Raw genomic sequence first — 15238 nt, forward strand, 5'->3', positions numbered from 1 at the left:
TCCTTAAATATACAAAGAAAAATTGAAAAAATGGGACCATAGACGTAATTAAGGCATATTTATCCGCAAATGTGTTTAAACAACAGTTCAAAAAATGAGCGAGTTCATGCGCGAAAGATCGCTGGACCGGAAGCCAGAACCGAATAATCGTATGTATTGAAAAATAACGTATTGAACTCGCTGGATTCGGGTCTGTCAGGGTTGCCGAAACAGTTGGTCATAATGAGCCGATGGCAACAGAATCCCCCCGCTTTCGTCGTAAAAGGATTGGTCTGTTGGATAGACGCCCCGCTGGGTCCGGGTCCAGCCTGAACCCGCTTTGGGGTGATAGCTCATCAACCGCTCCCAGTTTTTAAAATACTGGTGTCCGTTGGTTTCCTGTAACCCGATGGTTACGCCCGGAAACGGTGGCAATCGAGCTGCTACGTTCTTATTCCAGTCAACCAGAATGGGGTTCACAGTCAAATCGGCACAGAAACACGGAATGCCTTTTTCGTAAGCCAACTCGGTAATTTTCATGGTCATGCTTAGTGTTTTGGCAATGGCCTTTACCGCAATGGCCGAATACCCCTGTTGAATACGTATTGCGGCATCCTCAACGGTATGGGCGCTTTCGTCGGCAGCGATGCGCACCCCCAGATTCCCCACAAATTCTTCGTTACGTTCGTCAAATGGTTCTTCGATGACAGCAATCTGGTCGAACGCGCCAATTTTGCGGGCATGGTCGAGAAAACGCAGCAGGGTCTCTTTTTTCGTATCGACCATTGGCATCAAAATAATACGGGATCTTGCCGCTCTTTGTGTAGGGGGTTTCGTACCGCCCGATTGCCTTGTGTACGGCCGTCAGAAACGCCAGGTCCTTCTCCAGCATCTCGGTCTGCGTACCGGCTGCTCCTGTTTTTAACTTCATGATAAAATACCCTTGGTCGGCAGCGGCTTTGATGGTGTCGGCCGTAGTGCCTACGCTGAACGACGGTATGCTCGCTACGTTCCGGTGCCGGTAGGACAGGCCAGGTTTGTAGGCCGCCGGGATCATATCATCGAAGCGCGTCAGGTTGTTTTCCTGTGCATAGAGTAGCCAGGCGGCATTGTCCACACTCACCAGGGCGTTCAGGGCAAAGGTTTTGCGCAGGTCAGGGTTTCGGGTTATGGTTTTCGCGTAGGCATACACCTCCGGCAATAATTGGTCGAGCAACGTAACGGGGTCGGTAAACGAATTCCCTTTCAAGAGTTGCAGCGCCCGGTCGGTAATGGCGTACATCAGCGCATTACCCACCCGCTCGGAATGCATCGAAAACACGGTCGCATCCGACCACAATACACCCTGCGTGCAAAGGCCCACCTTGCGAATACCCGATTCACTTTCAAGCAGCGAAGCTACCTGCCAGCTCTCCGTAATGGCGCTGCCTTTGAACCGATAGGGATTCAGTGGCTCCCGTTCAAAATTAGAATCGACCTGCCGGACTCGAATGGTTGACATAGGTTTCTTTTCGTGTGGCTGACCCAATACGTTGGTGACGGATTCGCCCAGACCGACCGCGGTAAATGCCCCTGCTGCGTGCATAAAGGTCCGGCGACTGATGGAGTCGTTGCGTGTTGGCGGATCACTCATTGGCTGTTGAACTAGCGTTTGCAGGAATGTTATTAAGGGTATACCAGGTCTCGGATGCCCAAAGCGACTGTCCCTTTGCGCTCTTCAACTCGTCGGGCAATCGGATATAGACCACATGCCGGGCTTCGAGGCCGGGGATTTCGACATAAACACGGGTACGATCTCTGGAATAGCGGAGAAACGTTACAGCCATCTTTTTCAGGTCCATTTTGGGGCCACCATAATTGGGCGTGGGCTTGTACCACCATTGCTGCACCAGCATGTCGAACGCCTGCAGGGGCTGGCCTTCCGGCAAAGGTTCGGTAAATTCAATCTCGAAGCCCTGCGGTTTTGCCCGAACGGCCAGCATTTCGAAGGTGGTTTTACCGGTGTATTTCATCCGCTGGAGGCCAAAGCGTTTTTCCCGCCAGCTCCACCCACCGCCCGCCATGCCGACTTCACCGACGTACAGCGCGCCATCCGGTCCCCAACACAGCCGGTTGACACCCGCTTCAAACCCCTGACTGAACCGAAAGACAGCGCCCTGATACGCACCGGCTACTTTCTCCAGAAAATCCCGTTTGATACCGCCGTGCGTTACGTCGCCATGAAGCATCTGACCTTTGTAGGGGCCATCCTGCATAAGAATTGGTTCAGACGGCGAGTTGGCAATTTCGTTTTCGGGTAGCCAGATAGCGGGTTGCGCCACGGGTGGGTTTGCGTTCGAATTGAGCAGCCCCCACCCCATGCCGTGGTATTCACCGGGTTTGACATGGATAAGTTTATTGCCGGGCAGCCACTGCCCCTGATTGTCGGTCACGAACAGCTCGCCGTCTGGCCCCCGGCCAATTCCGTTCGGGGTTCGCAGGCCATAGTTCACCCATTCATAACGACCGTCGAGGCCAATTTTAATCGTTCGTCCCCGATCCAGTTGCTGCAATTCGCTGGGTTTCAGCCGCATCGCCATCGACAGCGTTGCGTAGAAATAACCGTCTTTATACACCAGCCCAAAGGCAAATTCATGAAAATCGGCACTGACACCCCATGTATTGCAAACGGTCTGGTATTCATCGATCAGGTCGTCGCCATTCAGATCGACCAGCCGGGTTAGTTCGTGTTTTTGAAGTACATAGATTTGCCCATTCACCACAGTGATGCCCAGGGGCTCGGCCAATCCGGAGGCAATCCGTTTGATACGTATGTCACGCGAATTGCCAGTATCCAGCCGATCCAGTACATAAACGCCCCCAACGGTATCCCAGGTCGTTACGAGCAAGCGCCCATCCGGTAGAAACGCCAGACCACCCACACGCGGCTGGAAATCTGGCCGGTGCAGGGTACTCAGGGAGTAACTGGGGTGAAGCCCGTCAACGTCTGCGCCAAAACCGGGTTTTGTTTGACCAGGCGCTTCTGGCTTGATGTCCACTGGCGTACTGCCCGAAGACCCTTTGGGTTTTAAGGTAAAAATGTAATCGATAATGGTTCTGATGTCTTTTTCGGCCAGTGACGGATGCGGGTTCATGACTCCATTTCCCCAGTTACCTGTTCCACCTTCCCGTACTTTCTGAACCAGGCGGGCTACTGCATTTTTATCACCGGCATATCGGGCCGCAACCTGCTGAAAGGATGGACCAACCATCGGCTGATCAATCTCATGGCAGGTCGAGCAGTCGTTTTTCTCGATCAGGTACCGACCCCGATGATCAAATTTCTCTTCAATCAGCGGTAGTTTTTGCGCGGGCAGTTTCTTAAAATACGTTACCGACTGCGTTGATGCATTGGCACGTAACGGCTGCACACGCTGGTGGGATTTTAGCGAAATAGTCAGATGCGCGGGCACATGCCCGGTCGTGAATAAACGTTCCAGTCCGGGTCTGCCGGTTTTATCCCGAACAAATTCGGGCCGCTCTTCAACACCGACCGAATCGCCCAGCGTCGTAGTCAGTACGTAGTCCAGGTAGATTTGATTGCCCCGAAAGGCATATCCTTTGCTGGTGACGCTGGCCAGTACGTTCTTCCCGCCCGACTCCGCCACCCACTGATTTATCAGCAGACTATCAGGCAAATAAGCCGCCCCCCAGCTTGTCGGTTGAATCGTTTTCTGATCGGTGTAGGGAGCCCCATCCAGCGAAACGCCCCCTTTCCAGACTTTATAGAGGGTACAATGGGCCAGATCATACGCTACGTAACAGGCCGAGTCCAGGGCGAGGGTCAGCATACGCGGCTTTTTATCCAATACCGACCGAATCGCCCACGGATCGCGGGGTCGCTGAATCGTAGCGGTTATGCGTGGTTCTGTAAAGCCCACAAAAACACCAAAAATGGCACTAAGAAGTAAGAATGTAATTCGTTCGCTCATGCCTTCAATCCGACTACTTTATTGAAAGCGGACAACTGAAGAATCTACCGGGGCGTTATCCCAAATCACCTGAACGGTAGGGTTGTTTCCCCCCGCCCAGAAGGGGAAGCCTGCTGAGACTGGATTACTCTACCTTCAGGGGGCCGGGGGGTATGGCAAAACGTAACAGCCTTGCCCCTCAGGAAATGTAGACGTTATTAGTATCCGCGGCCTAACTCAACGGCGTTTTCGAGTTCTTCACCCGCCAGAAAGCGGGGCAGATTCCGTAGAAACTTCGTTACTTTTCCGGCGTCTTCATCAGGCTGTCCGCCCCCCGTATGCTGCGTCAGCAACACGTTCGGCATGGCCCAAAGCGGGCTGTCAGCGGGGAGTGGTTCGGTCGCCGTTACGTCGAGAACAGCACCGCCCAACCGACCGGATTGCAGGGCGCTTATCAGCGCTGGTTCGTCGGTTGTGCTGCCCCGGCCAACATTGGCGTAGATGCTGCCCGGTTTCATGGCATTGACCACCTGAGCAGACACAAATCCAACGGCTGTACCGGGCAGGCAGTTGATTACAATATCCGTCTCCGGCAACACAGCGATCAGGTCATCCGTCGAATGCAGATCCGCTTTGGGATCGGTACGGGCCAGCATTTTTATCGGGCAGTTAAATCCCATCAACATTTGTCGAACGGCCTGCCCGATGGTTCCCGTCCCCAGAATAACGACGCTTTGATCCCGAAGCAGTCCCATGCGGTCGCGCAGAGGGGCGCCTATCCACTGCCCTTTATTTTGCAAAACGGCCAGTTCGGGAATCAATCGGTACATGGCCAGAATCCCCGCCACCATCGTTTCGGCGCAGGGCCACGCAAAATAATCGCCCATGTTGGCGACTGAGGCTGTCAACTGTGCCTGTTTGTAGCCATCGAATCCGGCCGAATCCAGTTGCCAGAATTTCAGGGTCGGTAGTGGGGCTGCAAACCAGGCAGCCGGTGGATTACCCAGCACCATATCGGCCGCCTGGAAAGCGGCCTGTTGTTTATCTGTAGGGAGTTCGTCGCGAAACGTAGCCGTTACGTCGGCTGGAAGTTGCTGCCGGAGGGCAGACTTAAGCGAATCGTTGAGTTTACTATTAACAAAGAGTTGCATACCTGACTGACAAAAACGTACTGATTGAGTTGGCATTTAGCCTGCAATATAGGCTGGTGAAAATCAGTATCAAATCATCGACTTACGACGTAGCGGGTGCTTAAAACCAAGTCCTAATACGTATTTATTGCGAACTTACTTCACGCCTTTCAGCTGACCGAGGAGCCAGTTGGTCATTTTTTCGGTTTGCTCGGGGTACGTCCAGTGGCCGGTATCGAGGTAGTCCGTATCCAGCATTTTCGGGCCGGGAATGACGTTATACGCTGCGTACATGGAGGTTGGCGGGCAGGTTTCATCATTGAAGCCCCAGGAATAATAGCCCGGTACGTTCACCATACGCGCGAAATTCACGACGTCGTAATAGCCGGTTGTTTTGATGCGGTCGGGTTTATTGTTGTAAGCCAATTCATTCCCGGCAAACAGATGCGGCCAGCCACCCGCCCGGCCATTGAGGTAGCCCGTTACGTCGCACAAGGCCGGATAGTACGCCCCAAGCCATTTGATACGAGAATCCAGACCGGCCGTAACAATGGATAACGCCCCCCCTGACTGCCACCCGTTACGGCCATATTCTGCCCGTCGTATTGCGGCATACTCGCCAGGAAATCAACGGCCCGTACGCAGCCCAGATACACCCGCTTGTAATAATAGCGGTCGCGATCATCCAGATTGGCAGCCTGGTAGCCGTTGAGCGGTCCACGGCTCAGATCAGCATACACGCCGGGGTCCATTGTAACGGGTACGCCATGAATACCCACTTCAAGGGTAATAAATCCTTTTTCGGCTTCGGCAATCATGCCGTTGTAAGGGCGGACACCCGCGCCCGGCACGCGCAGAATCGCCGGATATTTACCTGCTTTTTTCGGAACACACAGGATGCCGTAGAAACGGGAATTATTAATATTCTGCAGGTTCAGGTGATAAACGTTCGTGAGTTCGGTGCAGCGTTCGGGCAGAAGTGTCATGCGGGCGTCGATGGGAATTTTGGCCAGATCAGCCTTGGCCTTATCCCAGAACTCTTTGAAATCGGCCGGGTTCGCAACGGTAGGTTTGATGGTTTGGGGTTCAAAACCGGCCGTCGTTAGCCCTTTATATTCTTTACCATCCAGATCGACAAAAGCCATGCAGCGCAAAAAACCGGCTGTTTTCATGGTACCGCCATCCAGTGCCAACGTACCGTCGCGTAAGGTAACGGTTTCCTTTTTGGTAGGCTCCATCTTTTCCGGCCCGATCTCGTAACGCAGTTTGGCTCCTTTCAGCGGTACGTTGTTTCGGTACACCGTTACGTTGAATTTGACAGGCTCACCGATTTTGTAGACCCAGTTGGGATGGTCGGGGGTTATAAAGATTTTAACAACACGTTCAGAAGGCTGCGCGACAACATCGGCGAAACGAAACAGGAATAAAACGAGGAGCAGGCGTTTCATGGTGGTAAAAAACAGTTTTTCGGATAGAAAGTAAGGTCGAAGAACAACCTACCCCTTTGCTCACTCTGTTTTCTCATTCAGTCCGGTTTCAACTGACACGTGCTGGCATTTGGTAGCCTTTCCGGGCTGGCTGCATATTCACAATGCACCGGATGAGTAAGGTCATCGGAAACAAAACGTCGAAGCCGCCCGGTACCTTCGATAAAAACATACCGAGAATGAGCAGAACGGACGTAAGGCCAAAATACAACGTCCGACGCCGGGCGGTGGTAGAGGCTCCCGTCGCCCAGAAGATCAGAGGTAAGTGCAGGGGCAGCAGGTACAGCAATGTTGGGTTCCAGGCGGTCACACCATCGTCTCGAATCAGCCAGAGCACCAACAAAAACCACCCTAAAAACCCGGAAATGCCAAACAGGAACCGATCCACCCAGCGATCAACTTTCCCGGCAACCATATACCGCCGAATCGTAAATACGGCCACAATGATGCCCAGTATCGTGAAGACCACGTCGGGGTCGAAGAAAATAGGGACCTGTTTACGGAAGATTTGCTGTCCGGCAAAGAGGGTCTGATCGCTCTGAACCAGCGGTACAGTCTGCCCGTTGGCCAGCCGTACCGTAGCGCGAGCCAGTTGATCATGCACCTGATTGGGGAGGTACATGGCGCGCCAGCCGTCGGTCTGCTCGTTGGCTGGCCAGCCAATAGCCAGGTTCATACCCAACTGATACCAGGGTCGCTCGCCGAGATAATCATTCATCCAGTCGCGATACGATTTGCCCGTCATTCGGGAGCGCGATGGAATTGTCAGGCTATCACCACAGGCCTCTACGATCATGTCGCGGGGGCGAGTGGCACAGTTATCATAGAAAAATTTGTATCTGTACTCCCGGTTTTCGGGCAGATAATTCGTTTCCAGCGCTGTCAACAACCGTTGCCGCTGTGTGAGCGACAGATTCAGTGACTGCTCCCGGATGCTGCGGTTGTTCTGCTGATAATAGTACATAACCTGATACAGATTATGACTCGTCAGGTAATAGGGCAGCGTACCCCGCAGAAACTTGATGATAAAGTAGTCGGCGCTGTAGTCGAAGCCCCCATAGCTGTAATCGCGGTCGAGGCCCGTAGCCGGATCAACAAACCGAATTTCGGTATGGCCAAACACCGACGAAATATCATCATCGCCCGGCCCATACGTAATGAGACTAACCCGCGATGCGGGGAGAGCGTCAGGCCCTGCGCCAATGATGAATAATGAAGGATAAATGCTGAATGAAGAACGACCAATAAACTGAAGAGCCAGTTCTTGCTACGTACCCCACGCGTTTTGCTCTCTGCGTGTTTATTCATCCTCGTCTTCATTGTCATCAACATACGCTTCGTCTGCTTTTCGGCCCTTTCCTGCTTTCTCCTTTTCCCTGCCCCCTGTACACAAACAACAATCTCACCTTTGATGGTTTTTTGGGCAAAATACGTAATAAGTTCAGACAATGGTCCACGTTGCGTTTCTTCAAATACTTTCGTCAGCTCCCGCGAAACACTGGCCGGACGATCGGCCCCGAACAAGTCGGCAAACTGCTGAAGGGTTTTCAGTAGCCGGTGGGGCGACTCGTAGAAAACCATCGTACGCTCTTCTTCGGCCAGTTCACCAAGCCGGGTCTGGCGTCCTTTTTTGTGGGGCAGAAATCCTTCAAACGTGAACCGGTCGTTTGGTAATCCTGAGTTGACCAGTGCCGGAACGAAAGCCGTGGGGCCGGGTAGACACTCAACGGGAATGTCGTTTTTGATACATTCCCGCACCAGCAGGAACCCCGGATCGGAAATACCCGGCGTTCCTGCATCGGATACGAGCGCAAGGGTTTTTCCTTCTTTCAACTGGCTGACCAACCGCTGAACGGTTTGATGCTCATTAAAAATATGATAACTGTGAAGGGGCTTGCTAATGCTGAGGTGGCGAAGTAATACGCCTGATGTTCGGGTATCTTCCGCCAGAATGGCATCGACGGTTTGCAGGACTTTAACGGCCCGAAGCGTAATATCGTCAAGGTTACCGATGGGTGTCGGTACGAGAAAAAGTTTCATTCAACAAAGGTAGTCATTGGTCAATTGTCATTGGTCATTGGTAGTTGGTCATTAGGTAGTCAACTAATGACTAATGACAGCGAAGCAAAATGACCAATGACAATTGACTAATGACCCGCGACCAATTTGTCAATGGCAGCAGCGAGCTTACGGTCTTTGTCGGTTACTACGTTACCCGCGTCGTGAGTTGATAGCTTAATGGTAACCTGGTTGTATACGTTCGACCACCACGGATGATGATCCATTTTCTCGGCGATGAGTGCCACGCGAGTCATAAAGGCAAAAGCCTCACTAAAATCGGCGAACTTAAACTCGCGGACCAACTGGTTGTCCTGTTCCTGCCACATAGGGTTCTGTAGTTTGGTGGTAACTAACCCTAGAAACGCCCAGACCAACACGAGTGTTTTTGGAGTAGGTGGGGTTATTGGCTGTCTCCGCTAAAGTTGGTGTATCTTGGACGTCCACGTCCGAGGGCTGCGGTACGCTGACAACATTTATCTGCTAAGATTACAACGGTATAGCTTCTAAAAATCCCCGCGCCTGGTTTAAACGTATAACTCTCGACAACAGCCGTTCATTCAGCACTATTGAGATAATTATTTTCACCAACAAACAGTAAAAATAATGTCAGGAGGAAGATGATATGGTATGCCTTTCAACCATCTAAAGAAGGCATTAACTTGTCGAATGAATTCTAACATATTCCTTTTGCACTGGTATTATTTTATGATTCATTTGACCTTTTCAAGTAAATATATTCTTTTACATCTGATAAAAAAGTTTGTAACTACTTAGCGTAGCAGTCTCACTTCCAGCAGAATAAGGATTAAGTCTTAAATACGCAGCGCTAAAATCATATTGACCGAGGAGGGGCAAAAGCTCCTGCTCACTGCTAAAAAAGAGCAGACCCAACTGACCGATACGTATAAAAAATTAGTGGGCGAAAAAATTTTCGCTTTCGCCGTAGACGTGCTGCATCAGATCATTACGTACCACGAGTCGCTCGATCAGGCAGAAGACGAAGAATAGCGTTTATCATTCAGTCATTCAACAATTCAATCATTCAATTACCCACCAGCCATAACTTTCCGGTTCGATTTCGACGGGTATTTCAATTTCATAATTCCGATTCAACCGGTACGTTTTTGCCTGCCCTTCTCCCTGCCGGATCGTCGCGGTTTTCTGAAGGCCAGTAAAATAGAGCGGTAGCTTGATCGTTCGGGTGATTTTCGCTTTCAGCGGATTAAAGAGCATCACTAATCCTTTTTCTTTCAAAGTTGGGTTCACGTGCAGAATACCATCCCAGTCGCGGCCGTCGGGTCGACGCAGGTGAATCAAATCTGAATTGAGAATCAGGCGGTATTTTTTGTACCAGTCGATCACCCGTTTCACCGTCTGCTTTGTCGTTTCGGTATCGTACAGGCGTGGTCCCCGGTAACAGGCCTGTACACCCGCCCCGTAATACTGCATCATCAGTTGCTCATAGTCGGTCAGGTGTTCGCTGAGTGGTTCCAGAACTGCTTCTGGCCCGCCCCCTGGTATTTGGTCAGCGGCACAAACCCCCATCCCATCGCGGGTGTTTTTTCCCAGGTACCGTCAAAAATATTCTGTCGATTCAGGAGTTTCTGCTGATCGCGGGAAAGCGAGAAATTAACTTCCCGATACCCAAGTGCAATCTTGTTGGAACCATCCATAAAGTACCAGTCGGGCGCGTTGATGTACACGCCTTTTTCATTCAGAAAGCGGTAAAATCCTTTCTGCATTTCCATCTGTACCCACTGCGAATCTTCCAGTCCTTTATGGCCGGGATGTTTGGTCGATGCGCACACGTCACCGGGGTACGGTCCATCGTGTTCGAGAATATCAAACCCTGTTTCAGTAATGAATTTTTTCAGATTATTCAGGTAGTTGATCCCCCAGCGACTCGCCAGACAGGGGGCATGCCCGAAAAACGCGGCCTTATCGGGCAAACCGGTTTTAGGGTCAATAACGTCGGTTTCGTCATCAATCCGGCGACTGCTGAACAGCGAATACCCACCCAGCAAAACTCCTTTACTATGCGCGTAATCAGCCAGCGCTTTAAATTTCTGAATATTCGTATCACTAGCATCTTCCATGTTCAGGCCACTGCCAAAGCTCAGAATGACCATTTCGTACCCCGTTTCAGCACATTGGTCAATTACATTTTTCACCGTTGCGGGATCAGTGCTGACCAGGTGCATGAAAACCGGATTCTGGGTTGTCCAGGGTGCCACGGTCCGGTAAAAACGCCGACGTGCCAGTCCGTTACGTTCGCGGTCGTAGGAATCCAGCAGGAGTTCGTAGGTACGTACCGACGTATACGTCTGGCCCGGTTCAAGATCAATTCCTACACCTAAACCTGGGTAAACTTCCAATAGGCAGGGCGTTTCAAAATTGTAATTAACCTGCGAGGTATAGAGCGAGTCGGTTTTCCAGTGAGTAGCCTGATCGGAAAGATCATACCGCATGGCGTTGTTGTAGGCAAAATTATTTTCGATATAAATCCGCTGTGGTTTCTTCATCTGCTCGGGCTTGCCCACCACCGCCGACTCTTCCTCCGGCGTTGCCAGAATTTCGTTAACGACCTGATTGATATGAAGCGCCTGTGTACTTTTATTCGCGATGCTTACCCACTTGCAAAGCGTAGGAATTCCGTCGTATAGCGCATAATGCACCGCTACCTCAACGCCCTGCATATCGGGTAAGCGAGAGATAAAATGCAGCGTAAGTTCCGCTCCGGTGGGCTGTCTGCGATTCATCGTCCAGGTACGCGGCAGCCAGTTTATATTCGGTTTAAGCGCCGAAACGGTGTATGTCTTATATTGAAAATCAGCCGGGTTTGCGGTGAACGTATCCAGCCATTCCTCACGGAGGTAAGCCTGTTCTTTCTGGCCCGACAACCCGCCAACCTGGTACGTCTTGCCGTTGAGCACCAGCCTCGCTTCCGGCCGAACGGAACGTACCAACTGTTCATGCGTTGCTAGATTTTGATAGTCTACCGTTGCCAGATTCGGGCTTATCCGAAACCGACGAGCCAGCAGCCCATTCGACAGCACCAGGTCTTTCCCAGCATTGGCCTGAAATACGCCCGCTCTCTGAGCTACAGGTGTAATAAGCCAGTCGCTTTTAACGGGCAAGGGCTTATACACTGGAAGTTCTGGGCGCTGGGCAAATCCGCTGTGCATCGACAGCCAGACACAGAGAAACCAATAGAATCGGTTCATTCTTTTAGCAGAAAAGACAACAGCAGTCTTCAATTACCGTTTTATTGGTTTTGAATACGTAGTGAAGCCGTGGTCGAGGCATAAAGTAATTTGGCGGCACTCTCCAACTGAAGGCTACGGGCAACAGCCGAATTTATCGATAAACTAATTTGATGTCCTGCCTTGATCACCACATCGTCGCACAGGCCAGGCACCCGGCCACAACTCCAGGTTGACGCCGAATTCCAGTTCCCGGAAGCCAGGCTCTGACACTTACCCCGGCTCACGATAATGTCGTCGATCCGTAGCTGGTCCCGCGCCCCCGAAGTCCCAACACCTGTCCAGTAGTATTGCCACAACAGCTGCACGTAAGGCTTGTTGAGCAGACTGGCGGGTAAAGCGACCGGGCCAATCACCTGACTATGCCCGGCAGCCGCATTACGTACATACTCAACTGGCTGATTTGAGCTATTCAGCAGATCCTGAAATGGGCCAGAGTTGCCAACCCGGTACCGCAGCCGGATGGCATACTGCCGTGGATTAGGTGTTACGGTTCCGCCCGTCCACTGCACCGATGCTTCGGTGAGGCCAGTAGTTTTCAGGGCCAGCACAGCCCCACCAAGCTGAGTAGCCACGTATCCGGGATTGGCGCCACCCGTATTGATAAACGAAAATCCATCAGCTCCCAACCCATTGATGCGGGTGCTACTGCTGAAGTTATACGCCCCTTTGATCGTATCGGCCAGGGCAAATGTGGCAGCCAATGGAGGATCGGTCTGATTCATGCTCACGAAGTACATGTTTGCCGGATAGGTAGCGGCTGGCGCAGAAGCCACCCAGTTGTCGAAACGGTACGTACAGCTGCTCAGGTCGTAAGGCGCTGGCTTTGCCAAAAAGTTAGGGTCAACATCGAATACGGCGACCAGCGTACGATCGGATAAAGGGTTGTAACTGTAGGCCGTATCGGTCGAGACTGGTGAGCCTCCCTCCTGCCAGGATACAAACCTATACCCCACTTTGGCTTTTGCGACAATACGAATGTCATTGTTCTTGAAATAAGTACCGGTCCATGGATACGGGTTTGCCGGTACGCCAACGGTCGTAGGCAGGATATCGATGGTGTTGACTTTTACATACCCCTGATCGGTATTGGATACATTGACCGTTACGTTACTGAAACCTGGCAGACCAAACAAATCGCGGGCATGGTTACGGGATTCACCAGGACGCAGTTGTACGAAGGTTCGGATGTTGTTGACATTATTCAACCAGTCGTTGTAGGAAATCCCCCCTTTCCAGCGCTCAAAATGCTCAGGCATATACGGTTGATAATCCTGTAAAAAAGTTGTCAGCAACGCCATTGTGCGCGTTGGATTGAAGGTTGTGTTGAGCAGATCAGCGTATCGGTTAATGAAGTACGATTTGTAGGAGCTAACCTTCATCAGGCGGGTAAAGAGCAGCGTATATTGATTATCGGCCAGTGCATGATAGATTGTAGGATTGTTGTAGTTGTTAATGCAACTGAGGCCGAAATCCATGTCTTTCATCATCCAGCGAAACCGGCCATCGTGCCCATAGGGCGCATTGGGCTGATTTTGGGTGGTTTTCTTGCGCCAGAGCTGCTGGTTATTCTGGGGCCAGTCGGTGTTGGCGGCATAAATCTCGGAAATCTGATAATCCGTAAAGTTTTCAATATCAACCCACGTATTTCGTACCTGATCGTAATTCGCCTGCGTAAAATTGCCGTTTGCATTGAGGTACGCCAGCAAACTGTTATACGTCTGTAAATCACCCTCATCGATTTCATTATTTCCCTGATTTACAGTCACCACATCGACACTGTCTGGATTTACGTTGTAATTTCGGTTCAGGTAGTATTTATCATAACGCTCCTCCAGCGCATGCACCCCCCAGTATTCGCCATTGATGAATACGGCACTGGCCCGATTCGATTGGGTATCAAATCGTAAGTGCCGCACCATCGTCTGCATGTACGAATCGACGATAATGCTGTAATTCCAATCGTTACCGCCACTTCGCAAAAGCAGCCGGTTGTAAAATTGGTTGCTCGGCCGGTTGGCAAAAAACGGATACTCAAAATCGGTATTCCCATACAACCGCAAGCTTTTTCGGGGTATGTAGCGGGAGCAGTTTCCGTTGATACGTAGCCCGGCTGGCTGATTTATAATGGAGGAATTGTTGAGAAAAAACTCAACGTTACCGGGTCGTTCCCAGTCATCCCCGGTGTTTGAATAATTACCCGGTGTGCAAAAACCCGCGGGTGTACTGCCGTTAGCGGCCCGCCAGTTATCGAAGCCAATCCCCGCTGTGTAGATGCCAGTGTTATATTCAAAAAAGCTTTTTTCATTCGTAGCAATCGAAACCACCGGAATGACGTAACGGGCCGGATTGGTGGGCGTAATAAAATACGTCTGGGTCACGATATCGCTGATCAGGGCATTCGCTTTGTAAGCCACTGCCCGAACCACGGTGCCTTTAAAAACCGGACTTGTCGGGAAATAATTTGGTGTATTGTTGTAGGTCGATGATTTGAGCGACACCTTATTTTGCTCATTGGTCCGGTCGCTGATCGGAATTACAGCCGTATATGAATAGGTCCGGTACGTTTCGGGGATCAGGCTTCCGTACCCCTGTCCAGGCTGTTCGGGGTAGCTGTTCTTGTACTGAAACGTAGTGCCTCCCAGATTGGCCGGATCGGGGTCAGAGCCATCCAGCGTGTAATAGATAGTAGCCGATGGGTCCGTCGAGGTAATACTTAGATTAAAATTACTGGCGTAGAAACCACCTGTCTGCGAAAAAGTCGGTGCGCTGAGAGCACTCGGAAACCCGGTTTTGCTGTTGTTCGATGCGCCGGGGCTAACATTACTGCCTGCAAAAAACAACCAGGTTGCCGAGCCATCGGGTTTGCGCCCCCACGAAACGTCGGTACGCTGGGCACCAAACGTTACCTGATCGACCGTTTCCACAGACCCACCATTGGGTCGGAATAACCCAACCGCTTCGCCCCCGGCCGATAGTTTGAAATTGATGTGATTCGCACCGCGGGTCAGCACTTCACTTGCCCACAAGATCAGATACCCGTTGGCCGGGATTACCGTCTGGGCCGACCCGGTTGGCAGCCGGTACTTCGTTGGCGACGACAGATTATCCGTTATGTAATACCCGCCAATATCGACCGCCATGGCATTTGGGTTATAGATTTCAACCCAGTCTTCGTAGGAACCAGTCCCATCAGCCACAGAGTGGCTATTCGAAGCCATGATCTCATTGATATAGAGTTGCTGACCATACAGAGAAAAACTAGTGACGAATAAGCTACTCAGAAGAATGTAGATAGTTTTCATATAGGCTTAGGAAGGTACACCTATACAAAAGAAATAAATATTCTAATATACAAATAAGTAAAC

Annotated in this window: 6 protein-coding genes and 4 pseudogenes; 1 reads left to right on the forward strand and 9 read right to left on the reverse strand. The window is 51.2% G+C overall.

The window, feature by feature from the left end:
- Positions 1-195: 195 nt before the first annotated feature.
- The 7 genes and pseudogenes from LN737_RS19145 to LN737_RS19175 form a co-directional block, all read right to left on the reverse strand.
- Positions 196-1480 (reverse strand): annotated as a pseudogene (locus LN737_RS19145) (enolase C-terminal domain-like protein).
- 124 nt (positions 1481-1604) lie between these two features.
- On the reverse strand, positions 1605-3950 hold the full coding sequence (locus LN737_RS19150) for a c-type cytochrome (protein WP_405511434.1): 2346 nt from the start codon (positions 3948-3950) through the stop codon (positions 1605-1607).
- 197 nt (positions 3951-4147) lie between these two features.
- Positions 4148-5080, reverse strand: a complete 933-nt coding sequence (locus tag LN737_RS19155; RefSeq protein WP_405511435.1) for a D-2-hydroxyacid dehydrogenase — start codon at positions 5078-5080, stop codon at positions 4148-4150.
- Between the two features lie 135 nt (positions 5081-5215).
- Positions 5216-6507: pseudogene (locus LN737_RS19160) on the reverse strand (acetylxylan esterase).
- 88 nt (positions 6508-6595) lie between these two features.
- A complete protein-coding gene (locus LN737_RS19165; RefSeq protein ID WP_405511436.1) occupies positions 6596-7669 on the reverse strand; it encodes a DUF4105 domain-containing protein in 1074 nt (357 codons plus the stop codon).
- 218 nt (positions 7670-7887) lie between these two features.
- Positions 7888-8586 (reverse strand): annotated as a pseudogene (gene rsmI / locus LN737_RS19170) (16S rRNA (cytidine(1402)-2'-O)-methyltransferase); the annotation flags it as partial.
- A gap of 107 nt (positions 8587-8693) precedes the next feature.
- Positions 8694-8981, reverse strand: coding sequence for a 4a-hydroxytetrahydrobiopterin dehydratase (locus LN737_RS19175; protein ID WP_405520461.1), 288 nt, complete (start codon positions 8979-8981; stop codon positions 8694-8696).
- Between the two features lie 463 nt (positions 8982-9444).
- Between LN737_RS19175 and LN737_RS19180 the strand changes: the two genes are divergently transcribed.
- On the forward strand, positions 9445-9615 hold the full coding sequence (locus tag LN737_RS19180; RefSeq protein ID WP_405511437.1) for a hypothetical protein: 171 nt from the start codon (positions 9445-9447) through the stop codon (positions 9613-9615).
- 30 nt (positions 9616-9645) lie between these two features.
- On the opposite strand, the pseudogene LN737_RS19185 reads toward LN737_RS19180, so the two are convergent.
- Positions 9646-11792, reverse strand: a pseudogene (locus LN737_RS19185) (alpha-galactosidase).
- 80 nt (positions 11793-11872) lie between these two features.
- Positions 11873-15175: a CotH kinase family protein gene (locus LN737_RS19190; RefSeq protein ID WP_405511438.1), complete on the reverse strand. Its 3303-nt coding sequence runs from the start codon at positions 15173-15175 to the stop codon at positions 11873-11875.
- Positions 15176-15238: the final 63 nt, after the last annotated feature.

Origin of the sequence: Spirosoma sp. KNUC1025, from assembly GCF_045160025.1 — a bacterium.
Taxonomy (GTDB): domain Bacteria; phylum Bacteroidota; class Bacteroidia; order Cytophagales; family Spirosomataceae; genus Spirosoma.